The 20,892-nt window shown below is 43.1% G+C and carries 19 protein-coding genes, 2 tRNA genes and 2 pseudogenes; 15 read left to right on the top strand and 8 right to left on the bottom strand.

Annotated elements, in window-relative coordinates:
* Together QZZ36_RS12305 and QZZ36_RS12310 are read left to right on the top strand one after the other, a co-directional pair.
* A partial coding sequence (locus QZZ36_RS12305) for an AMP-binding protein (RefSeq protein WP_295082041.1) occupies nucleotides 1-791 on the top strand: 791 nt, incomplete at its 5' end.
* A 197-nt stretch (nucleotides 792-988) separates the two neighbouring features.
* The gene (locus QZZ36_RS12310; protein WP_295082050.1) at nucleotides 989-2,425 is read left to right on the top strand and encodes an IS4 family transposase; all 1,437 of its coding nucleotides are present in this window, start codon (nucleotides 989-991) and stop codon (nucleotides 2,423-2,425) included.
* Nucleotides 2,426-3,078: 653 nt separating this feature from the next.
* Here QZZ36_RS12310 and QZZ36_RS12315 read toward each other — a convergent pair.
* Nucleotides 3,079-3,654, bottom strand: a complete 576-nt coding sequence (locus QZZ36_RS12315) for a TetR/AcrR family transcriptional regulator (protein WP_295082057.1) — start codon at nucleotides 3,652-3,654, stop codon at nucleotides 3,079-3,081.
* A gap of 201 nt (nucleotides 3,655-3,855) precedes the next feature.
* On the opposite strand from QZZ36_RS12315, the gene QZZ36_RS12320 reads away from it, so the two are divergent.
* From QZZ36_RS12320 to QZZ36_RS12970, 5 genes and pseudogenes are all read left to right on the top strand, one after another.
* A complete protein-coding gene (locus QZZ36_RS12320; protein WP_295082066.1) occupies nucleotides 3,856-4,014 on the top strand; it encodes a hypothetical protein in 159 nt (52 codons plus the stop codon).
* Nucleotides 4,015-4,085: 71 nt separating this feature from the next.
* A complete protein-coding gene (locus QZZ36_RS12325; RefSeq protein ID WP_295082069.1) occupies nucleotides 4,086-4,472 on the top strand; it encodes a hypothetical protein in 387 nt (128 codons plus the stop codon).
* Nucleotides 4,473-4,533: 61 nt separating this feature from the next.
* Nucleotides 4,534-4,749: a hypothetical protein gene (locus QZZ36_RS12330; RefSeq protein ID WP_295082072.1), complete on the top strand. Its 216-nt coding sequence runs from the start codon at nucleotides 4,534-4,536 to the stop codon at nucleotides 4,747-4,749.
* A gap of 68 nt (nucleotides 4,750-4,817) precedes the next feature.
* Nucleotides 4,818-5,468: pseudogene (locus QZZ36_RS12335) on the top strand (putative ABC transporter permease); the annotation flags it as partial.
* Nucleotides 5,469-5,851: 383 nt separating this feature from the next.
* Nucleotides 5,852-6,259: pseudogene (locus tag QZZ36_RS12970) on the top strand (hypothetical protein); the annotation flags it as partial.
* 847 nt (nucleotides 6,260-7,106) lie between these two features.
* Here the strand turns inward: QZZ36_RS12970 and QZZ36_RS12340 are convergent.
* Nucleotides 7,107-7,182 (bottom strand) — tRNA-Thr (locus tag QZZ36_RS12340).
* A 159-nt stretch (nucleotides 7,183-7,341) separates the two neighbouring features.
* Between QZZ36_RS12340 and QZZ36_RS12345 the strand changes: the two genes are divergently transcribed.
* From QZZ36_RS12345 to QZZ36_RS12375, 7 genes are all read left to right on the top strand, one after another.
* Nucleotides 7,342-7,426: transfer RNA gene (locus tag QZZ36_RS12345), tRNA-Leu, on the top strand.
* Between the two features lie 323 nt (nucleotides 7,427-7,749).
* Complete coding sequence (locus tag QZZ36_RS12350; RefSeq protein ID WP_295082081.1) at nucleotides 7,750-8,772, top strand: leucine-rich repeat domain-containing protein; 1,023 nt, start codon at nucleotides 7,750-7,752, stop codon at nucleotides 8,770-8,772.
* Nucleotides 8,730-10,829: a leucine-rich repeat protein gene (locus QZZ36_RS12355; protein ID WP_295082084.1), complete on the top strand. Its 2,100-nt coding sequence runs from the start codon at nucleotides 8,730-8,732 to the stop codon at nucleotides 10,827-10,829. The genes QZZ36_RS12350 and QZZ36_RS12355 overlap by 43 nt, the downstream gene beginning before the upstream one ends.
* A 248-nt stretch (nucleotides 10,830-11,077) precedes the next feature.
* Nucleotides 11,078-11,977 carry a 1-phosphofructokinase gene (gene pfkB, locus QZZ36_RS12360; RefSeq protein ID WP_295082087.1) on the top strand — a complete coding sequence of 300 codons (900 nt, stop codon included), beginning with the start codon at nucleotides 11,078-11,080 and terminating at the stop codon, nucleotides 11,975-11,977.
* A gap of 12 nt (nucleotides 11,978-11,989) precedes the next feature.
* Nucleotides 11,990-13,906 (top strand): fructose-1,6-bisphosphatase, encoded by a 1,917-nt coding sequence (locus QZZ36_RS12365; protein WP_295082094.1) that lies wholly within the window; start codon nucleotides 11,990-11,992, stop codon nucleotides 13,904-13,906.
* A gap of 85 nt (nucleotides 13,907-13,991) precedes the next feature.
* Nucleotides 13,992-14,240 (top strand): hypothetical protein, encoded by a 249-nt coding sequence (locus QZZ36_RS12370; RefSeq protein WP_295082105.1) that lies wholly within the window; start codon nucleotides 13,992-13,994, stop codon nucleotides 14,238-14,240.
* Between the two features lie 45 nt (nucleotides 14,241-14,285).
* Complete coding sequence (locus QZZ36_RS12375) at nucleotides 14,286-14,777, top strand: hypothetical protein (protein ID WP_295082113.1); 492 nt, start codon at nucleotides 14,286-14,288, stop codon at nucleotides 14,775-14,777.
* A gap of 150 nt (nucleotides 14,778-14,927) precedes the next feature.
* Here the strand turns inward: QZZ36_RS12375 and QZZ36_RS12380 are convergent, their stop codons facing one another.
* The 6 genes from QZZ36_RS12380 to QZZ36_RS12405 all read right to left on the bottom strand — a co-directional run bounded on the left by QZZ36_RS12380 (nucleotide 14,928) and on the right by QZZ36_RS12405 (nucleotide 19,195).
* Entirely contained in the window at nucleotides 14,928-15,239 is a 312-nt protein-coding gene (locus tag QZZ36_RS12380) for a DUF1292 domain-containing protein (RefSeq protein ID WP_295082116.1), read from the bottom strand.
* Between the two features lie 68 nt (nucleotides 15,240-15,307).
* A complete protein-coding gene (locus QZZ36_RS12385) occupies nucleotides 15,308-16,639 on the bottom strand; it encodes an aminotransferase class I/II-fold pyridoxal phosphate-dependent enzyme (protein ID WP_295082123.1) in 1,332 nt (443 codons plus the stop codon).
* A gap of 10 nt (nucleotides 16,640-16,649) precedes the next feature.
* Nucleotides 16,650-16,946 carry a sigma-70 family RNA polymerase sigma factor gene (locus QZZ36_RS12390; protein WP_295082128.1) on the bottom strand — a complete coding sequence of 99 codons (297 nt, stop codon included), beginning with the start codon at nucleotides 16,944-16,946 and terminating at the stop codon, nucleotides 16,650-16,652.
* Nucleotides 16,933-17,166, bottom strand: a complete 234-nt coding sequence (locus QZZ36_RS12395; protein ID WP_295082140.1) for a hypothetical protein — start codon at nucleotides 17,164-17,166, stop codon at nucleotides 16,933-16,935. The genes QZZ36_RS12390 and QZZ36_RS12395 overlap by 14 nt, the downstream gene beginning before the upstream one ends.
* 223 nt (nucleotides 17,167-17,389) lie before the next feature.
* Nucleotides 17,390-18,448 (bottom strand): PP2C family serine/threonine-protein phosphatase, encoded by a 1,059-nt coding sequence (locus tag QZZ36_RS12400; RefSeq protein ID WP_295082143.1) that lies wholly within the window; start codon nucleotides 18,446-18,448, stop codon nucleotides 17,390-17,392.
* Between the two features lie 9 nt (nucleotides 18,449-18,457).
* Complete coding sequence (locus QZZ36_RS12405) at nucleotides 18,458-19,195, bottom strand: VWA domain-containing protein (RefSeq protein ID WP_295082151.1); 738 nt, start codon at nucleotides 19,193-19,195, stop codon at nucleotides 18,458-18,460.
* A gap of 272 nt (nucleotides 19,196-19,467) precedes the next feature.
* On the opposite strand from QZZ36_RS12405, the gene QZZ36_RS12410 reads away from it, so the two are divergent.
* Entirely contained in the window at nucleotides 19,468-20,688 is a 1,221-nt protein-coding gene (locus tag QZZ36_RS12410) for an AI-2E family transporter (protein ID WP_295082154.1), read from the top strand.
* Nucleotides 20,689-20,892 lie beyond the last annotated feature (204 nt).

Consider the following 20,892-nt stretch of genomic DNA (forward strand, 5'->3'; position numbering starts at 1 on the left):
TGCTGGGACACCCTGACTTTGAAAAGACCGATTTCTCATACATGAGAACAGGTATCATGGCAGGTTCGCCTTGTCCGATCAAGACAATGGAAGAGGTAGTTGAGAAGATGCACATGAGCGAGATATGTATCACCTACGGACAGACCGAGGCATCTCCTGCAACTACAATGAGCAAGACGACCGACACACTGGAACAGCGTGTAAACACAGTTGGCGGACCTATCTTCGGCGTTGAGTGCAAGATAGTTGATCCTGAGACAAATCAGGAAGTACCTGATGACGTTGACGGCGAGTTCGTAGCAAGAGGATACAATATAATGAAGGGCTACTACAAGATGCCCGAAGCTACCGCAGCAGCTATTGATCCCGAGGGCTGGCTCCACACAGGAGACCTTGCAAGAAGACGTTCTTCTGACGGCTACTTCAAGATCACAGGCCGTATCAAGGATATGATAATCCGCGGCGGCGAGAATATCTACCCCAAGGAGATAGAGGACTTCCTCTACACCTATCCAAAGGTAAAGGACGTACAGGTAATAGGTGTTCCCGATGAGGACTACGGTGAGGAGATAATGGCTTGTATCGTTCTTCATGACGGCGAGACAGCTACCGAGCAGGAGATAAAGGACTTCTGCCTTGCAAGAATGGCAAAGCACAAGTGCCCTAAGTATGTGGACTTTGTAGAGGGATTCCCGATGAATGCAGCAGGAAAGATACTCAAGTACAAGATGAGAGAGCAGGCAGTTGAAAAGCTCAAGCTCCATAAAGCTGACAGTATCGTTACTGCATAAAAATATATGTTAATTTCTTATAATAACTACAGCTCCCGTGAGGGTAATGTCATTAAGCTAAGAAAATAGTCACAGGAACAAAAACCTGTGACTATTTTTATGAAAATAATGTAAAATTTTGCAAAAAGGTATTGACAAAAAGCCGAAAATGTGCGGCGTAGCCAATCAGATATACACATCTGATTGGAGGTTTTACCGTGCAAAATTATTGTAATATCGTCAAAAACAAGCTTAATACTCTTATCAGCAACATGGAGAAAAATATTTCTAATTTCGTAGTTGATCCTAAGAGAGATTTTGTTCGTAAAAGCGAGCTGTCTTTCTCAAAAACAATGAGATTCACTATCGGAATGGGCAGTCAGACGCTCGGCAAAGAGCTTATAGAGTTTTATGGTTTTGATCCTAAAATGATATCTGTATCAGCAATTGTTCAGCGAAGAGCGAAGATACTTCCTGCTGCTTTTCAGTATCTGTTCCATAAATTCAATGAGACATTTTCTCAGACCAGCTTCTTTCACGGCTACAGGCTTTATGCTGTGGACGGTTCTGATATACATATTCCTACTGATCCTGATGATAAGGATACTTTTTATCGTGCAAATAATGACGTAAAAGGCTATAACCTTATGCATCTAAATGCATTGTATGACCTTATGAATCGTAGATATATCGATGCTGTTTTACAGGACAGTCGCAATGAAAATGAGCATTCTGCTCTCATATGTATGCTTGAAAATATCGGACATGAGTCCATTATCGTTGCGGATAGAGGATACGAATCCTACAACACGATCGCTTATCTTGAAAATAACGGATTGAAATACGTTATACGCATCAAGGAAAGTGGAGGAATTGCTCATAAATTCAACATTCCCCATAATAAAGAAACTGATTTTACTGCAAATATTATTATTACTAGAAGACAAACTAATGAAGTTAAGGCTAATCCTGAACTTTATCGTTATCTTCCACAATCTTCAAATTTCGACTTCCTTCCGAAAGAATCGAAAGATACATATCCTCTTAAATTCAGGGTAATAAGGCTCAGGATTTCTGAAGATAACTATGAGACTATTGTTACCAATCTCTGTAATGATGAGTTCTCTGCCGAAGATATCAAGATTATCTACAAAATGCGCTGGGGGATTGAGACTTCTTTTAGAGACCTGAAGTACCATGTTGACCTTATTGCTTTTCATTCTAAGAAAAAGGACTGCGTGATACAGGAAATTTATGCAAGTCTGATCATGTATAACTTTTCTATGTTGATCACCGAAAATATCCTCATAGATGATAATAAGCATAATAATTATCACTACAAAATTAATTATGCAATTGCTATACACGCATGCATCAGGTTCTTTCGCTCTGCTCACGCATATCCTTCACTTTTGGAAGAGTTGATAGCAAGAAATAAATGCCCTGTAAGACCTGATCGTAACGCTGTCAGAAAACTCGTTACCATTCTGCCATCGGCTTCAATTACAGATTATCATAATTCTAATCTTGTGTCAATACTTTTTAAGGCAGATCATAGGTCTGTCTTTTCGTCGTACCTTTTTCTGATAAATACTGCCAGAAGTATGCCCGATTCCTTTTATCATACTCCTGATTTCTTTACTACTTTTCTTTAGCTTAATGACATTACCCTTACGGGAGCTGCTTCTTTCGCATCGTTATACTACCTTTCAGTCGTGTGCATTCTGTGTGCATTTCATGTGCATTTCACCTGTTTTTTGCGCACACGGAACTTCAAAAATTCATTTGAAACTGTTTTCTGCAGGTAACAGAAAAGCCTGTATTTCGGTGTTTTTCTTGAAATACAGGCTTCTTAAAAAAGCGGACAGAGAGGGATTCGAATAATTTTATTGAGCTATTTTGGCCTATTTATAGACTTTTCTAATTTTCGTGTAGAATACTTGTGTGGAATAGAATTATTCTTATTGAAAGTTATTTCTTCTATAGCTATTTTCTTTCAATTATTGAATTATAATTAGCACACATATATCTTGCTTAAATGCTATAATATATTTAAAAGGACAAGCAGTTACTGACTCCCCTTCCATTTCAATATGGTGTCACTTTTATTTGCTATACTTCAAAAAGCTTAAAAAACATATATATGTATACAAAAAAGCCTTCGAATAGAATTCTTTACTGTTCCTTTAATAGAGTTTTATTCTTGACTACATATCCTATGTAGCTTTTATCAGCAGGCAGAACAGTCAGCCACATAAGAACATGTGCGATTGTTTTCAAAGGGATAATTTAGTGTGTGAAAAATAGTTTAAACCAAACCGTTTATCCCTTTGAAAGTAATTGTACCTACATCGTTGGAGAACTTATCCAACGGATATTTTCTGTCCGAATTGAACCACTCATGATATGCACACAGCATACCGTTTATGGAATAATTGACTATCAGATCAAGCTTTGGCTCGGAAATGCTTATCTGCTTAGCAAACGCTTTCTTGACCTTTCTTTTCAGCAGCTCGGAAATCTTGCTTACAAGACTGATACTGCCATTGGATTTCATAAGGAAGCCGTAAAACTCAATATCGCTGTTTATTATATCCGTCAGCTTCTCAAATATGGGCTGCGGATTTTTCATTGTCTCCTGAAAGTCGATATCGTTTATTTCATTATCAAACAGGCAGATCAATTCATTCTCTATCTCATCAATGACCTGATATAAGCCGCTATAGTAGTTATAGAATGTTTTTCTGTTTATATCAGCTTTATCAGCGACATCACTTACCGTAATTGAATTAAGGTCTTTTTCGGAGAGCAGTTCTGCAAAGGAATTGCGAATGGCTCTTTTGGTCTTGACTATTCTTCTGTCGATTTTTTTATCCTCGTTCATCAGGCTCACCTTTCTACATATTATTATCAATATGAGGCATAATACTCAGTTTTAAAGCAAAGTGCAGCAAATTCCATACATTGCGGCAAAAATGTCCGTTCACTTTTTTGCTCACTTGTATTATAATATACACATGAGGTATATGTCAAGTATCTGAAATAATATTCATGTATATCTTTAAAACTGTTTTCGGAGGAAACCATGATAAGGGAAATGGGTATATTTTGTGCTGCTGCAATAATGATTATCAGTATCGGCTTATGGGGAGATATGTTATGGGAGGTCATATCATTGCATATTTATTCTCATAAGGTCAGAAAGAGAAGAAAAGCTTTGAATGAAAATGAATTCATCGAATAAGGCGTGTTTCAATACGATACTTTTTCTTCCTGCACAGTAAGAATTTATAGACGATACAGCCTGTAAACAGTATGAACAGAAAAGAAAAGCTCATAAAATATGTAAAAATATTTTTAGCTGTAATATGGATCATATTATTTCTATTCCTTATCGGCAACCGAAATTATATGTCTGCGTCGGCAATAGCTGAATATTCTCCGAAAAATCAGCTTCTTTCCGCTTTAGCAATGCTGCTCTATGCATTTAAAACGATTTCTGTCATTTTTCCGTATAAGGTCCTGCAGATAACTGTGGGAATGAAGTTTTCGATAATACCTGCCTTCTTCATCAATCTTGCAGGCTCGGCAGTAAGCTTTGCCGTAGGCTATCTCATGGGACGTTTTTACGGTACCGAAGCTAAAAAAAATAATACAGAAAAACCAAAAATTATCGCTGCTTATGGAAATGCAGAGCAATAATATCATATTTTTCACCTTCTTTCTGAGGACTCTTTTATTTCTGCCATTAGAGGCAGTAAGTATGTATTTCGGCGCAGTAAAAGCTGATCCCCAAAAATATATGCTTGGAAGTATATTGGGAATGCTGCCGAATATAGTGATCTCCACGATCATGTGTGATAATATGTCAAAGCCCACATCTCCTGCTTTTTTTGTATCTGTAGTTTTATTCGTTTTGATCTCAATTATAGCAATTATATGGTATATCAAATATATTAAGAGGGAGGATAAGCATTGAATATGTTTCTGACTTTAACATTTCTGTTTGCGATCGGCAGTATGTTCGGCTAGGGACTTGAAGTCCTCTTCAGAAGATGTGTAACGCAGAAGAAATGGGGAAATCCGGGATTTCTTACGGGACCTTGTCTGCCGCTTTACGGCTTCAGCCTGTGCATATTATATATATTTACGCAGCTCGAACATACGCTCCCTGTAAAACGAGAATGGGTGGAAAAGATCATTTTATTTGCTCTTATGGCAATAGCCATTACTGCTTTGGAATATCTGATCGGAAATATCATGTTATATGTTGCTCATATCCACCTTTGGGACTACTTTGACTGTAAGTGGAATATTAACGAGATAATATGCCCTCAATATACATTTTACTGGATGCTTTTAAGTGCAGTGTATTATTTCCTGATACACCCTCATACATTAAATGTTCTGGAATGGCTGTCCCACAACCTTGCGTTTTCATTCGGAATTGGCTTCTTTTACGGGATTTTGGTCATTGATGTGGTCTATTCGGGGCACATTATGAATTACATAAGCGAATTTGCCGATAAAAACAAGATCGTAATACGTCTGGAATCATTACGGAAATATGTTCAGGAAGGATTCAAACAGCGCAAACCGCGTTTTCTCCTTTCCTTGAAACCAGAAAAGCCGCTTTCCGAAATTCTGGAACAGTATAAAAACAAATTATCGTTCAGCAAAAAAAATAATAGTAATTGAAAGACATTGCTTTGCAATTACTATGAAATATAATATATAACGGGCGCATATTGAAAGTCCGTTGAGCCTCACACTTATCTGTTTCATTTCCAAAAAAACAGAAACCAATCATTATCCAAAAGGTATTTGGCTCACGGACTTTCAATATGCGCTTAAATCTTTTATAACTTCATACCGAAAAATCAAGAAAATGAACCGAGAGGAGCTAACTAAATTCATCATTCAGTATGGGGATCAATTACTCGGAGAACAAGGCAAAACAATTGATCTTCCTGCTCTTGAAGCAGAGCTTAGTAATATCAAAGGTATCGGTGGTAAGCGACTTGAGGAGATAATAGTTGTTATAGAGAAATTCTTAGAAGAATAGATATAATAATGCTTTTGACGGATGTTCAGGACTTGTTACAATTTCTATTCCAAAGAACATTGAGTATATTGAGTATGATGCTTTTTTAAATTGCATAGCACTTAGAGAAATAAAAATATATAATCCAAATTTTTCTTTTGAGCAAAATTCTAATATAATCCCCAAAATCACGACTATTTACGGTTGGGATAACAGTACTGCGCAAGAATATGCTGCTGAAACCAGTCACAAGTTTATTTCGCTTGGTAATTACAAAAATGGTCATATAATTCCAGGTGATTGTAATGATGATGGAATATTAAATATATTGATATTAATATTTTCTAAAAATGGCTGCTTGCTGTTCCTAATGTTGAAATTGACAATTGGAAAGCTGCTGATTTATGCAATGATGACATACTTGATGTGTTTGATCTTTGCTTGATGAAAAGTATGCTAATATATGAATAATTGCTAACTGCACAAATATGACTCTAAGATGTGTGATATTTGAAAAAAACGATTTTCATTCCTGCAACGGTGTGTTTATCTGAAGAAATTTTCCTATACTCCATATCGAATCATGCAAAAAGTCAGATATGGACAAATGCCCTAAAGAACTGATCAGGTTTAGTCAACTCATAAAGGGCGGTATCAGTGAGGCTGAATTCTTGGAGGAGTATAGCAAAGGCAACATTCAGTGAATCAACTTTTGTTAATGAATATTTTAAAAAGAAACAGCTCCCTTACGGGAGCTGGCTTCATTATGTAACACTATATCGCCTTTTCTTCGTGTGAATTCGTGTGAATTATGCTTGTTTTTTCTTCACACGCAACTGCAAAATTTCAGTTATACCTGCTTTCTGTATGTAACAGAAAAGCCTGTATTTCGGTGTTTTTCTCGAAATACAGGCTTCTTTAAAAAAGCGGACAGAGAGGGATTCGAACCCTCGTGCCGCTGCTTTAAGATTTGTTTAACCCTCCAGTTTCATTTATGACACCAGAACGGATGAGAGTACGCTTTTTTCCTTCTTATTTATCCGTTAAAGGCTTCTTTACTCCCTGAGCCTGTTACGCTTTCCAGAATGCGGTACAGCAGGTGTATCAAGGCTTTTAAAGTGTATTTATTTACCTCGATAATAGCTAATATAATTCAGATAACCTTTCATAGATTTCCCTGCTTTTCATATCTTCTCATAGTAACTATGACAGATTTATGACACTTTTTCTTTTAGTAAAATAAAAAAGCGTTTCCTCAAAAAGAAGAAACGCCTGTTTCACGCCGTTTGGCGTGGAGCTGATGATCGGACTTGAACCGACGACCTACGCCTTACCAAGGCGTTGCGCTACCGACTGTGCCACATCAGCACTAACATATAATATTATACATCAGCAGCATTTAAAAGTCAATAGCAGCAAATATTATTTTTTATGTTAACTAAAAGATTCTGAAATTTTTTTCAAAAAAGGCTTGACAAGCGATCCGAATTCTGATATAATATTAAAGCAGTCACGAAACACTGTAATGCGAGTGTGCTGGAATTGGCAGACAGGCACGTTTGAGGGGCGTGTGTCGACAGACGTATGGGTTCAAGTCCCATTACTCGCACCAGCGCGTAATCCGCGCTTACAAGTTCGCGTTTCACTTTATGTGGAACGCGATTTTTTATTCCGTATATGATTATGAGACATATACTGATCTAATATCTCAACTCCTTAAACTGATGTATCGTGAGCATCGTCCCATAAGATACAAAATACCCTCGCCGGTTTCTAATGTCATTAAGCCAGGAAAACCTGTAAGATGCAACTATCTTACAGGTTTATTATGTATATAATGTATATTTTAGCCAAAGCGTATTGCACTATTTTACAGTTTGTGATATAATTCTATCAAGCCTCAGGGCTAATGATATTGTAAAAGAGAAAAAAATCATGAAAATCAAAAAGCTGATCGCAGCTGTTACAGCCCTTGTGCTCGTTGGGGGAGCATATCCGGCAACAGCAGAAAGAACAGACAGCAGCTTAGTCTTCGCAGCAGAAACGGAGACAGCTGCAAAAATGTCTCAAAGCTTCACCGCAGACGACATAACGTATAGTGTCTACAGCGACTATGCCGCTGTCGCGGAGGTAAGCCAGGACGCCGTCGCTGATGTCGTTATCGCTGACGAGATCGACGGAAAGCCTGTAACAAGCTTCGAGAATGGTGCCTTTGACGATGTGCGAGGCACTGTCAGGACAATTAAGTTCGGCAAAAACATCAAAACCGTAAATGAAGCTCTTCTTTATGAGTGCAGCGAGCTCACAAAAGTAGAGTGCGGCGAGAGCCTTGAAAGTATCGGCTGCGCTGCCTTCGCTTACTGCGAAAAGCTGGAAGAGATAAGCTTCAACGAGGGGCTCACTGTTATCAACAACTGTGCCTTTTACAACTGCACGTCCCTTGTATCACTGGAATTTCCCGACAGCCTGACTGAAATAAAGACCTCTGCATTTGAGATGTGTACAGGCATAAAGGAAGTAAAGTTCGGAAAGAACCTTGAACGCATAGAGGCTGGCGCTTTTTGTGACAGCGACGGCATCACTGAAGTAGACCTCGGCGAAAATCTGACCTATCTGGGTTCAGGTGCGTTCTCCGGCAAGAATATAAAGTGTCTGGTAATACCTGAGGGCGTCACATCATTAACTGATCTGTGTCCCCTTTATTTCAAATATCCAATGGCATACAGGGACTGCGTAATAAAAATAATGAATCCGGAATGCGGAATATTGAATACTGTTAACACCAAGGATTGCGTTATAGTAAGTGCGGACGATTCGTCTTCACGCAAGTTTGCAGAGTTTCAGAACGAGCGTGCTGAGGTAAATAAAAAAGGTATTGCAGCTTCGAGGATTACGAAAAAGGCGATTACGCAAAAATGCCCTCAGCCGGCGCTGATATCGCCAACCTTTACGGTATGACGTTCAAAGAAAACGAAACCGGTCTTACTCTGACCGATATCACTGATCTACCGTCAGATAATACAGTAGTGATAATTCCCGATGAAGTTGACGGAGTTCCTGTAACTGCGATCGGAAGCGGTGCATTCATTTCTCAGAGATGCTTAAAATGTGTAGTTTTCGGAAAGAATATCCAGGCAGTCGGAGAAAGTGCTTTTTATCAATGCTCTGAACTTCAGAAGGTCGTTATGAACGACAAGCTGAAAACTATAGGCGACTCAGCTTTCTCAGGCTGCTCCAAGCTCAATGATATCACTGTAGGAAGCAATATCGAATATATCGGCGAATCAGCTTTCTTACAGTGCGTAAATCTGAATGGATTCGAGATCCCTGACACAGTAAAGCATATCGGCCGTGCCGCTTTTCAGAAAACAAGGGTAAAAGAGCTTGTGATACCTGAAGGAGTTACCGGGCTTGAAGGCTGTCCCGCTGAACAGACATACGGAAAAAACATAGATGAACCTATCGTTTATAACGTAACCCTTAAAATAATGGATCCTGAATGCAAGCTGTCATTCAAGGAGAAATCAAATGAATGGGCTAACTGCATTATTGTAAGCGACAGCGGAGCTGCACAGGACTTTGCCGAGGAAAACGGTATCCACAACTGCGGCTTTGAACAGTTTGAAAAGGGCGATTATGAAAAGAACGATATATCTTATTTTGACGGAACTTCTGCCAATTACGAATACGGTATGTCATTCACCAAGGTCGACAGCGGTGCTAAATTAGCAGCTGCCGCACTTTCTGAAAACGGAAGGCTCATTATCCCGGACGAGATCGAAGGGCTTCCGGTTGTCAGTGTTTCTAAGGATGTATATGATTATTTTTATCACGCAAATTATAACGGTCCATTCCGTCTGCGCTCCATTAAAATAGGCAATAACGTAAAAAGCATACCAAAGGGTGCTTTTACAGATTCTACGCTGAGAATAGCAAAGATAGGCGACGGAGTTGAAACGATTGGAAATAGTGCATTTATCTTCTGCGAGGCTCTTTCGTATGTGAAATTCAGAAAAGGCATAAAAGAGGTTGGAGAAGAGGCGTTTTATCACTGCCGGAAAATGCAGTCAGTTATTGATCTTCCCAGTGTTATCATAATAGGTGACGAGGCATTTATATGCTGTAAAAATGCAAAGGGCATAATTCTTGGAAATGATCTGAAAACTATAGGTGACAGCGCTTTTGAAGATGTATGTGATTATAAAGTCCTTGACCTTCCGGACAGCCTTGAATCCATAGGAGCAAATGCCTTTGAAGCCAACTACAGCCTTGAAGAAGTAAGATGCGGAAAAGGGCTTAAATCTATCGGAAAGGAAGCTTTCTCGGATAACGCTATTCTGAAAAAGGTCACTTTGAACGAGGGACTTACCGAGCTCGGCGAATCGGCATTTGAAAACTGCTATCTGCTCCATGAGATCAATATCCCGGATTCTCTTACAGAAATAAAGGACAGGACCTTCTATAAAACTTCGATAAATTCTCTTTCTCTCCCTGAGAATATAAAGTCTGTGGGCAAGGAAGCGTATTGTTCGTTGTACTTAGGAAAAAGCCTTGAAAATACAATGAGTGATCCCCGCTTTATAGAAAGAGAAATAACTATGCCCAAGCCTGAGGGAGATATAAGCATAAAGATAATGAATCCCGATTGTGAGATTGGCAAAGATGCATTCGCAGGCACCTTTGACTATATGTACGGCTACAAGGGCTCAACAGCCGAGGAGTACATGATAAATGCAAAAATGCAGGATTGTTTCATTCCCCTCGACGAAGATCAGGCGGAGCGTCTTGCCGGCGACGCCAACTGTGACGGTACTATTGACCTTGCAGACGCTGTTATCATAATGCAGGCGCTTGCAAATCCGGATAAGTACGGTCTTAACGGCACAGCCGAAAAGCACATAACCCTGCAGGGCATAACCAACGGCGATGTTGACAAGACTGTTACGGGCATCACATCAAACGACGCGCTCAGGATACAGGAGTATCTGCTCGGCAAAGATGTAACGTTCGACTGATAAACCACACATATTATTAAATCACGGAGCAGCTGCTCCGTGATTTTTTTCAGTTCCCGGATAACCGGATTTGTATGTATCACGGTCAGTTATTTTCTCAGAAGTCCGGAAAACAGTGCAGGCTTGGACAATTTCTCCTTTTCCCTGCGGTAAACGCTTTTTCTTTTATATGAATTGATTTTCGCAGCGGAACATGGTATAATAATCATGTATTTTGATCGTATTATCAGAACAGAGGAAGTTGTGATATGATATACACAGTAACATTCAATCCCGCAATAGACTATGTTGTCCGTACCGGCGAGGTAAAGCTGGGCAGCGTTAACCGCGCCTCCTCAGAGGAGATATACTTCGGCGGCAAAGGTATAAACGTATCTGCGGTCCTTGCAGAACTCGGAGTAAAATCAAAGGCGCTCGGCTTTATAGCCGGATTTACCGGAGAAGCAATAGAACAGGGCGTAAAGGATATGGGCATCGACGCGGATTTCGTAAAACTAAAAGAGGGCAGCTCACGTATAAATATAAAGCTGAAAGCTGCGGAAGAGACTGAGATAAACGGTCAGGGACCGCATATCGGGAAAGATGCCCTTGACCAGCTGTTCTCCAAGCTGGAAGGTCTCCGCGGCGGCGACACTCTCATACTTGCCGGAAGTATCCCGAACAGTCTGCCGCCGGATATATATGAAAAGATACTCGCAAGCCTGTCCGGAAGAGATATAATGTTTGCAGTTGACGCTACAGGCAAACTGCTGCTGAACGTGCTGAAGTACAGACCCTTTCTCATAAAGCCAAACTCTCACGAGCTTGGGGAGCTCTTCGGCACTGAAATAGTGACCGATGAAGATGTCGTCAGATATGCGGAAAAGCTCAGGGAAATGGGGGCAAGGAATGTACTTGTCTCAATGGCAGAAAAGGGAGCTCTCCTCCTTGACGAAAAGGGCGGGCTCCACAGGTGCGGTGCCTGCAAGGGTGAACTGAAAAACTCTGTAGGCGCAGGAGATTCAATGCTTGCCGGATTTGTCGCAGGCATTGCAGACAGCGATTACAGCTTTGCGCTGAAGCTCGGCACAGCCTGCGGCGGCGCTACCGCATTCTCAGACGGACTTGCTAAAAGAAGCCTTATAGATGAACTAATGAAACAGCTCTGAAAGGAAATTGCTATGGATATAAAATACCTACGCCTACTTGCAAAGGAGTACCCGACTATAGAAAGCGCCGCAAGCGAGATAATCAATCTTTCAGCGATAAGGAGCCTCCCCAAAGGCACTGAATACTTTTTCAGCGACATACACGGCGAATACGAAGCCTTTCTGCATATGCTCAGAAGCGCCTCAGGCATGATAAAAATAAAGAGCGACCTTGTGCTTGGCAAGACCGTTTCGGCTCATGACCGTGAACAGCTGACCGAGCTTATATACTATCCCGAAAAGGAGATAAGCCGTCTCGCAAACAGCGGCGGGCTCTCTGACGAGTGGAAGCGGCTCAGCATATACAGGCTGATACTCGTCTGCGAGACTGTTTCCGCCAAGTATACACGCTCACGCATAAGAAAGCGTATCCCGGAGGATATGGTATACATACTTGACGAGCTGCTCAACGTCACCGAGGACGTAAACAAGGACTACTACTACGACGAGATAATCAGCGCCATAATAAGCACAGGCATTGCCGAGACCTTTATAATATCTCTGTGCAAGCTGATACAGTCGGTATGCATAGACAAGCTCCACATAATAGGCGATATCTTCGACAGAGGTCCCCGCGCGGACATAATCCTTGACGAGCTGATGAAAATGCATGATGTGGATATACAGTGGGGCAACCACGACATCTCATGGATGGGTGCTGCTTCGGGAAATCCCGCGCTTATAGCAAATGTTATACGCATAGCCATGAGGTACAACAACTTCGATGTGCTTGAGGACGGCTACGGTCTCAACCTAAGGGCGCTTGCTGTATTTGCAGCCGAGACCTACGAAAACGACGAATGTACGCGGTATATGCCGAATGCACTTGACGACAATATCTATGACCCCGTAGACCTGAAACTCACCGCAAAAATGCACAAGGCGATAGCTGTTATACAAATGAAACTGGAAGGTCAGATGATAGCCAAGCACCCTGAATGGGAAATGAGCGACCGTGATCTCTTCGGCAGGACGGATTTCATAAACGGAACTGTCACCGAAAACGGTAAGACTCACGAGCTCCTCGACAAGAGCTTCCCTACTGTTGACCCGGCTTCTCCGCTTACTCTCTCAGAGGGCGAGGAAGAGCTCATGAAAGTGCTGAAGGCTTCCTTCCGGCACAGCGAGAAGCTGCAGCGGCATATCCGCTTTATATACGCCAAGGGAGCTATGTACAAGACCTGCAACGATAATCTGCTGTTCCACGGCTGTATACCTATGGACGGAAACGGCGAACTGCAGAGCGTCAATATACATGGTGCAAAGTATTCCGGCAAGGCTCTCCTTGACAAGCTGGGCGAGCTTGCAAATCAGGCATATTTCAGCAGCGGCGAGGAAAAAGAATATGCCAGCGACTTCATGTGGTATCTCTGGTGCGGAGCTAAGTCTCCCCTTTACGGCAAGGACAAAATGGCATTCTTTGAGCGTGGAATGCTTGCGGACAAGTCCCTCCACACGGAAAACTACAACTCCTACTACATCTTCTCGGAAAAAGCGGAGGTATGTATGGCTCTGCTCAGGCACTTCGGCCTTGACCCCGAAAAGGGACATATCATAAACGGCCACGTTCCGGTAAAGATAAAGAACGGTGAAAGTCCCGTAAAGGCTGACGGAAAGCTTTTCGTAATAGACGGCGGCATATCCAAAGCATACCAGTCCACAACGGGTATTGCCGGATATACGCTGATATACGACTCGCACAGCCTGAATCTTGCGGAGCATAAACCCTTCGTTTCAGGTGAGAGCGGAAATACTCCGAATATTCACCTTGTTGAGAAGCTGGAGCACCGCGCGAATATTTCCGATACCGACAAGGGCGAGGAGATAATGGACAAGATAAACGACCTGCGGCAGCTCCTTGATGCCTACAAGGCAGGTATTATCAAATAATCTGACTATGAAAAACTTTTGTGGTTTGGCATGTTCAGCTGTCCGGTCAGGTAGTACATACACTATGAATTATAAGATTTATCTTATGGATTACTATGAATGGGGTTACCATGTTGATGGAGGTGACAAAGCACAGCATATGTTGCATGAGTGTGGTTTAGCAAGAGAGTATCCGATATATGGAGTCATTGAAAATACTATCACATGGAATTACGGATACAGAATAAAGTCACCCAAAGAAGTGAAAGAATTGGTTGCAGCATCAAAGAAGTCAAAAAATAAAGAAATCGATGCAGAAATGGTCAAATTAGATAAAACGGTCAAAGCAGCATAAATGCAATCCATATAATATGAAATAACTGTTTTCAGGAGGAATTAAATGAGTAATCCTAAAAAAAACATATTAAAATGTTTTGTTCTTTCGATTTCGTTTATAATGGCGGTTGTTGTGACTGTTGGTATTGTTGCTGGTTATGCAATGATTTGGGGAGTAAAAAGGAATATGATTTCTTTTAAGGATCTGAATACCTCTGATCAAATAATGCTCAATGATAGTTTACAAAAAGTTACAGGCAAGCCTATGGCAATAAAAAAAATAACACACAATGAGTATAAAAACGGTGTAAAAAACTATGTTTTCACATTCAAGGGCGCGGAAAAACTGAAAATAGAATCAAAGTATTTTTATGAACTGAACGATAAGTTTGCAGACTCGAACTTGAACACAGGGTACTACTATAAAAAGAAGAAGCTGTATATAATAATAGATGACAGAGACTATACCCAAATAAATGATGTAGAGGAAAAAGAAATCCTGAAAGCACTTGGTGAACTATCAAATGCTCTTTTTGAAGTCTTTGAAAGCAATTAGCACAACCTGTTACAACTTATATTCTATTTTTTAAAAGTAATAAAAAGTAAATAATTAAAGCCGATACGTAATGTATCGGCTTTATTCCTATTCAGTTTGGTTTGGTTTTTTTCCGCTAACGGAAGCGCGCATCGTGCGCCGGTTTTTGATTCATTCAAATTCATATTCTCCGTCGTAGTTCTTCTTGAACTCTTCAAACACCTTTCCGAGAAGCTCGTCATCGTTCACGGATACAAAGTCGTCCTCCTCAGGAGTCTCGCCGGGTATGACCTCAAGTATCACAACCTCGTCGTCCTCGTCGTCAAAGGGCAGAAGCACTGCATAGAGATGCTCCTCATACTCAACTGTGCCTATTATCTCAAATGAGACCTCATTTCCGTCATCGTCCGTCAGGGTGATGTAGTTTTCGATCTCCTCTTCTTCCTCAAGCTCGTCAAGCTCCTTATCATTAATATCGCTCATGGCAGTACCTCCGCTAAAATAATATACTTCATTTTAACATATATACCCGCAAATTGCAATAGCCCAAGCTAATTTTTCACTACAAGGACGGTTTTTATGCCATAATCACGGAATACCTCAATACAGTCACGGTCAATTATCTCTCCGCTTACAGCTATAGGCACGGCAGGCGGACAGGGTACTTTTACGGAGGCGCATATTCTCCCCTCCGCATCCTCCGCGGCTATCTCCTCCGCAGGCGCAAAGGCGGCTTCGCGGATGGAGCAAGCCATCTTCGGGAGCTTCCGCAAAAATGACTTTTTTTCCCTTTTATAACGGGAAGCTCCCGACACCGCGCTATCAAGCGCGGCGCGAAGCCGCCCATAGTCCCCGGCAGATGAAAACGGCGACATAAGCAGAACAAGAAGCTCTTCATCAGCGTATTCACACTCAACGCCGTTATTTCTGAGAAGCTCCGCAAGCTCTGTGCCGCTGTAGCCGCTTTCAGCGGCTTTTACCGTGATATGGAACGGTTCAGATTCCGCAAAAACAAGCCTGTCCGAAAGGACTTCGCGCAGCGAAGTCAGCCGCGGCAAAGCCGCGGCGATATCGTCTCTTATATTATCTGAAAGGTAACGGTTGCATATATCAAGCGAAGCCATGATAAGATAAGACGGACTTGTAGAGCCGAAAAGGCTCATCGCCTGCTTCAGTACCGGAGCATACTCCGCACAGGAGCTATGGAGCATAGCTGCTCCTGTAAGTGCCGGCAGCATTTTATGCGCTGAGTCACAGCACATATCAGCGCCGAGGACGATCGGGTGCAGACTTTTTTCAAAAAATGCAAGATGAGCTCCGTGAGCATTGTCCACAAGGAGCCTTGCTCCGTAGCGATGACACAGAGCCGCCAGTGCGGCGGTATCCGCCAGCCTGCCGGTATAGTCAGGTGAGGTCACATAAAGACAGGCTGGCTCAGCCGAGGCGGCTAAAGCCGCCTCGGCGTCGGGCAGGAGTATCCTGCCCGACAGGATACCGCCGCTGTACTGGGGAAGTATCCACTGAACGTCAAGTCCGAGAAGAACCGCCGCATTGAGAAAAGCACGATGAACATTTCTGACGGCGATGATACGGCGTTTTTCCTGTTTCATAAGAGCAAGCATAGCCTGTATGCAGAGGGTAGAGCCGCCTGCGGAGTAAACAGTTGCGACTGTACCGTAAAGCTCTGACGCATTCCTCTCGCTCTGAGCGATAATACCGTCAGCTTCAAAAAGGCTGTCCGCTCCTTTTATTTCAGTGATATCGAGCCTGTAGAGCTGTTCAAGCTCAGCGGCTGACGAAATGCCCTTATGTCCCGGCATATGGGCACGGAGCATATCCGAACCGGCATATCTCCGCAAAAAATCGTATACAGGAGTATCCATTGAAACCTCCTCAGATGTAGTATTTAAGGATCTTGTACATTTTCAGACGGGCACGTGACATTATCGAAGAAACAGCCTGAGGAGATATCCCAAGCATCTTGCTGATAGACACAATATCCGCGTCCCTGTAATAGTATAGCATAATTATTTCCTTTTGTCTTGGGGTAAGCTCATTATTAATAACTTTTAATAATAGCCGGCGGAGCTTTCTTCCTGACTCGTCCTCGTCATCAAAGCCGAGAACAGCCCTGATGCCTCTGTCTGCCTCACCGGTAAAGGTATCAGAATACGCCTCACGCTTTGACACTTTCTGCACGCCTCCTCTGATATGAGGTAAGATTTGAAATTATCTCCGTAAGCTCGTCAAGCTCCGTATAGAGAATGCGTATACGGCGGTCAAGGTCAAGCTGTCCGGCGCGGAGAGAGTCCCCCCTTTCAGTAAGCGAATGCCGCAGTGTCAGAAGTTCAGAGATGCGTTTTTTGACAAGATCGCGGCTGTGGGTATAGTTTTTGATAAGATCGTTCATGATTTGCCCCCTTAAATAAAATAAAGAAGCACGAAGCAGCAAACCGCTGCACCCTTTCAGAGTCCGCATAACTAAAATGCAGTTCATAATAAGATAGCTTTAAGAACTAATGTTCCATTCCTTGTAATCTTATTATAGAACATCTGTTCGCTTTTGTCAAGAGCTTTTTCCAAAAAAAAGTATTTCAGACATAAAAAGGGCGGATAGTATCCGCCCTTGCACTTCACTGTTCTTTTTCCGGAGCCTCCGGCTCACCGTTGTCCTCCTTGCCTGCGGTATCCGCATTATCCGCTATAACATCGGAGATGACCTGCTGCAGATCCTCGTCGTCATATTCGATCTCCTCAGCGTCAAGAGCTTCTCCGACGGTCTCAGCCGCCGCAAGAGAAGCTACCTCAAGGTCCTCACGTATGCCGTCAGAGCAGGAACTCAGCTTTGTAAGATCTATGATACCAGAACAGGTAACATCATCGCCGCTTCCCTTTTTTGTCATTGAAGGCAGGAACTCCGCAAGCTGGGATATCCCCTCCTCCATGCCGTTCTCAACTATGGTAAGGGCAAGTCCGCGGAAAAAGCAGAAAAGCTGCTCCTCGTTCCAGTAGGAATTCTCAACGCCGTCCGAGCACAGGAACACAGCCGCAGGCATAAGTCCCTTAGGCAGATAGAAGAATCTTGCCGAGAGAGCCGCGTCGTCCTGACACATGGAAGTAGTCACGTTCTCATAACATCGGGGATCCTCCGGAACAGGCACGAACACGTTGCTGTCGCCGTCGATGACAACGCATTTTCCGTCGCCTATCTGAGCGCCGAAAGCGTAATTCTCAGTTACCACCGCAAACAGCAGGGTGGTGCCGTAAGCGCCGATATAGTCTCCGTCCTCATAGCGTTTGCGGTAACCCGCAAACTTCTCAGGTATACGGTCAAGCTCCTCCTCCGAAAAGGGATCGCTCTTGAAGTCCTTCTCGGTCTTATCGTGCCATCTTGCTATGATACCGCGCCAGAGCTGATTGAAGAGCTCTCCGCGCTGTCGCTCGTCCGCAAGAACTTCCTCCGCATTTCCGAGTCCCTCGAGGAACTCCCTGACACAGTCCTCAGCACACTCCACCGCAAAAGCCGAACCTCTGTCAGTACGCAGATAACAGGGACTTCCGTGACCGTCCGCCGCCGCCGCAAATGAATACTGCTCATTATCCGCACAGGCAGAGCTGTCCTGACAGATCAGACCGCGGCTCAGATGTGAGGCGCCGATACTTGTCTGAGCAAAGGAATGTAATCTCTGCATAACCTCACCTTACCAGTCGGATTCGTCCCAGTCGGCGGTATTATCGTCGCTGAGAGCCTCTGTTGTCTGGGTCTTGACGTCCTCGGCAAGCTGCTTTGAGATCTCAACAGGATCGGTATCACTGTCAACAGTGCTTGAATGGCTTGCAAAAACGCTTGTGATAACGCTTGCCTTTTCTATCATAAGGCGGAGCTGATCCTTGTTCTTTACATCAAGGACAGTTTCCGAGCTTCCGGAGAAGCGTGCGAGTATATCCTTGTCAGCGTCATCGCCTATAGCGAATGCTATCTTTATGGAACGCTTGAACCAGTTGTTCTTTTTCAGAGCGTCGAGACCGCTCTCCCAGTTATCTGTGGGTCCGCCGTCGCTGAAGAGAAGTATTACCGGCGGATAAGCACCTGCAGCAGTCTGAAGGAATTCATTTCTTGAGAGCTTCTTGTCCAGCTCCTTGCAGGCGGCACCGAGGTCGGTAACACCGCAGGCTTCAAAGGTCTTGAAGCGGTATCCCTCCGGAGATACAGGCTCCGGAGTTACCCATGAAGCTCCCGTAGAGAACTCCAGCACTGCGATCTTTATCTCAGCGTCATCGCTTTCATCGCTTATTTCCTGAAGTGTCTGCATTACTTCCTCAAGCGCTGATTCTACCTGTCCTATCTTGCTTCCCTGCATACTTCCGGAAGTATCTATAACGTAAAAAAGCGTCATGACCTTTCTGACAGCGGGAGCGTAATCGTCTAATCCTGGCATTATTATGACCTCCGTTCGCATATAACTTCTATGACCGGGCATATTTACCGGCGGGGGTTATCCCCTTTAACATCATTATTCTTTAAGTTCCCCATATCACGGAACTAATTATTTTTATTATATCATGAAACTCTCATTCGGTCAAGTAGTTTGTTAATTCAGTTGTAATGCCGCAGGAGCTTGTTTTATCCGATTGACAAACAAACTGTATTGATATATAATTGTAATAGTATTTCGCCTTAAAAGGAGTGATTTGCCGCAAGGCATCAATTATGGAAAAAAGTGAGATCAAACGGTATATCTTTATCGCGGTGCTTGCTGTAGCAGTCTGCGTTATATGTCAGAACTTTGCCGTTCTGGCAAACTTTGTCTCCGTAGTTCTCGGAGCTCTGAAATCGCTTGTCATAGGCTTCTTTATCGCCTATATATTCAATATAATCATGAACCGCTTTGAAAAGCTGTACTTTCCAAAAAACGATTCAAAGCTGATATCAAAGACACGCAGGCCCTTCTGCATTGCGGCTGCATTTGCTATTACAGCAGCAATAATAGTCCTGATAATGTATATTGTTATCCCTGAGATAGCCAAAGCCTTCGGAGTGCTGTACGAGGAGATACCTCCCGCCTTCACCAAAGTCAAGGGCTTCGTGACCGGCAAGCTGAAGGAGTACCCTGAGATACAGGAGCAGATAAGCTCGCTTGAATTCGACTGGGCGAAAATCGCTGAAAAAGCCTCGAAGATACTCACCTCAGGACTTGCAGGAATACTCAGCTCCGCAGTGGGCATAATAGGCGGGGTGACATCTGCTGTCACAAACATAGTCCTCGGAATTATCTTCGCTATATATATGCTTCTCCGCAAGGATAAGCTTATACACGATGCAAACCGCATAAGACGCGCATATTTCAGCGACGAGTTCAACAAGAAGAGCTCAATAGTCCTCAGAACGGCAAACTCGACATTTCAGAGCTTCTTTGTCGGACAGTTCGTGGAAGCGATAATCCTCGGCTCTCTCTGCTTCACAGGCATGAAGCTGCTGAAGCTGCCATATGCGGCTATGTCCGGCACTCTCGTGGGAGTTACCGCGTTTATCCCCATAGTCGGAGCTTTCCTCGGCGCAGGCATAAGCGCTTTCATAATACTCACCGTTGACCCAATGAAGGCGCTTATATTCATTATATTCCTTATCATACTCCAGCAGCTTGAGGGCAATATCATCTATCCGAGAGTTGTCGGCGGCAGCATCGGTCTGCCGAGCGTCTGGACTCTCGCAGCCGTTACCGTAGGCGGCGGGCTCTTCGGCGTACTCGGCATGATACTGGGAGTACCGCTTACCGCTACGCTTTATAAGCTGAGCTTCCATGTCCTCGAAAACAGGGAAAAGGCACTCGGTATAGCTGTTCCCAGCGATGATAAGCCCGAAAAAACCGGAAAGTCCGGAAAGCCACGGAAAAAACCGGCTAAGCCTCAAAAAGCAAGCAAAAAGAAGTGATTCCACCGGGCGGATATTATCCGCTCTTTCAGCTGAAAAAACGAAAATCTATCTAATGCACAAATCGCTCAAACAATTTCATTACATTTTGATACGCGGCAGATTTCATGCCGCGTTATTCTTCTATTCACCGTCAGACAAAATCTCTTTTAACTTCACATCAGACCGACTTTGTAATATGATAAAACGAAATACCCCTGTTTT

Origin of the sequence: Ruminococcus sp. (assembly GCF_016287535.1) — a bacterium.
Taxonomy (GTDB): domain Bacteria; phylum Bacillota; class Clostridia; order Oscillospirales; family Ruminococcaceae; genus Ruminococcus.

What these genes read in the sequence shown, in the direction of transcription:
- QZZ36_RS12325 (WP_295082069.1), top strand. Translation starts at nt 4,086, where the DNA reads ATGAACAGAAAAGAAAAGCTCATAAAATATGTAAAAATATTTTTAGCT.
- QZZ36_RS12330 (WP_295082072.1), top strand. Translation starts at nt 4,534, where the DNA reads ATGTATTTCGGCGCAGTAAAAGCTGATCCCCAAAAATATATGCTTGGA.
- QZZ36_RS12320 (WP_295082066.1), top strand. Translation starts at nt 3,856, where the DNA reads ATGATAAGGGAAATGGGTATATTTTGTGCTGCTGCAATAATGATTATC.
- pfkB (WP_295082087.1), top strand. Translation starts at nt 11,078, where the DNA reads ATGATATACACAGTAACATTCAATCCCGCAATAGACTATGTTGTCCGT.
- QZZ36_RS12370 (WP_295082105.1), top strand. Translation starts at nt 13,992, where the DNA reads ATGGATTACTATGAATGGGGTTACCATGTTGATGGAGGTGACAAAGCA.
- QZZ36_RS12355 (WP_295082084.1), top strand. Translation starts at nt 8,730, where the DNA reads ATGCCCTCAGCCGGCGCTGATATCGCCAACCTTTACGGTATGACGTTC.
- QZZ36_RS12400 (WP_295082143.1), bottom strand. Translation starts at nt 18,448, where the DNA reads ATGCAGAGATTACATTCCTTTGCTCAGACAAGTATCGGCGCCTCACAT.
- QZZ36_RS12385 (WP_295082123.1), bottom strand. Translation starts at nt 16,639, where the DNA reads ATGGATACTCCTGTATACGATTTTTTGCGGAGATATGCCGGTTCGGAT.
- QZZ36_RS12395 (WP_295082140.1), bottom strand. Translation starts at nt 17,166, where the DNA reads ATGAACGATCTTATCAAAAACTATACCCACAGCCGCGATCTTGTCAAA.
- QZZ36_RS12405 (WP_295082151.1), bottom strand. Translation starts at nt 19,195, where the DNA reads ATGCCAGGATTAGACGATTACGCTCCCGCTGTCAGAAAGGTCATGACG.
- QZZ36_RS12375 (WP_295082113.1), top strand. Translation starts at nt 14,286, where the DNA reads ATGAGTAATCCTAAAAAAAACATATTAAAATGTTTTGTTCTTTCGATT.
- QZZ36_RS12365 (WP_295082094.1), top strand. Translation starts at nt 11,990, where the DNA reads ATGGATATAAAATACCTACGCCTACTTGCAAAGGAGTACCCGACTATA.
- QZZ36_RS12380 (WP_295082116.1), bottom strand. Translation starts at nt 15,239, where the DNA reads ATGAGCGATATTAATGATAAGGAGCTTGACGAGCTTGAGGAAGAAGAG.
- QZZ36_RS12315 (WP_295082057.1), bottom strand. Translation starts at nt 3,654, where the DNA reads ATGAACGAGGATAAAAAAATCGACAGAAGAATAGTCAAGACCAAAAGA.
- QZZ36_RS12410 (WP_295082154.1), top strand. Translation starts at nt 19,468, where the DNA reads ATGGAAAAAAGTGAGATCAAACGGTATATCTTTATCGCGGTGCTTGCT.
- QZZ36_RS12350 (WP_295082081.1), top strand. Translation starts at nt 7,750, where the DNA reads ATGAAAATCAAAAAGCTGATCGCAGCTGTTACAGCCCTTGTGCTCGTT.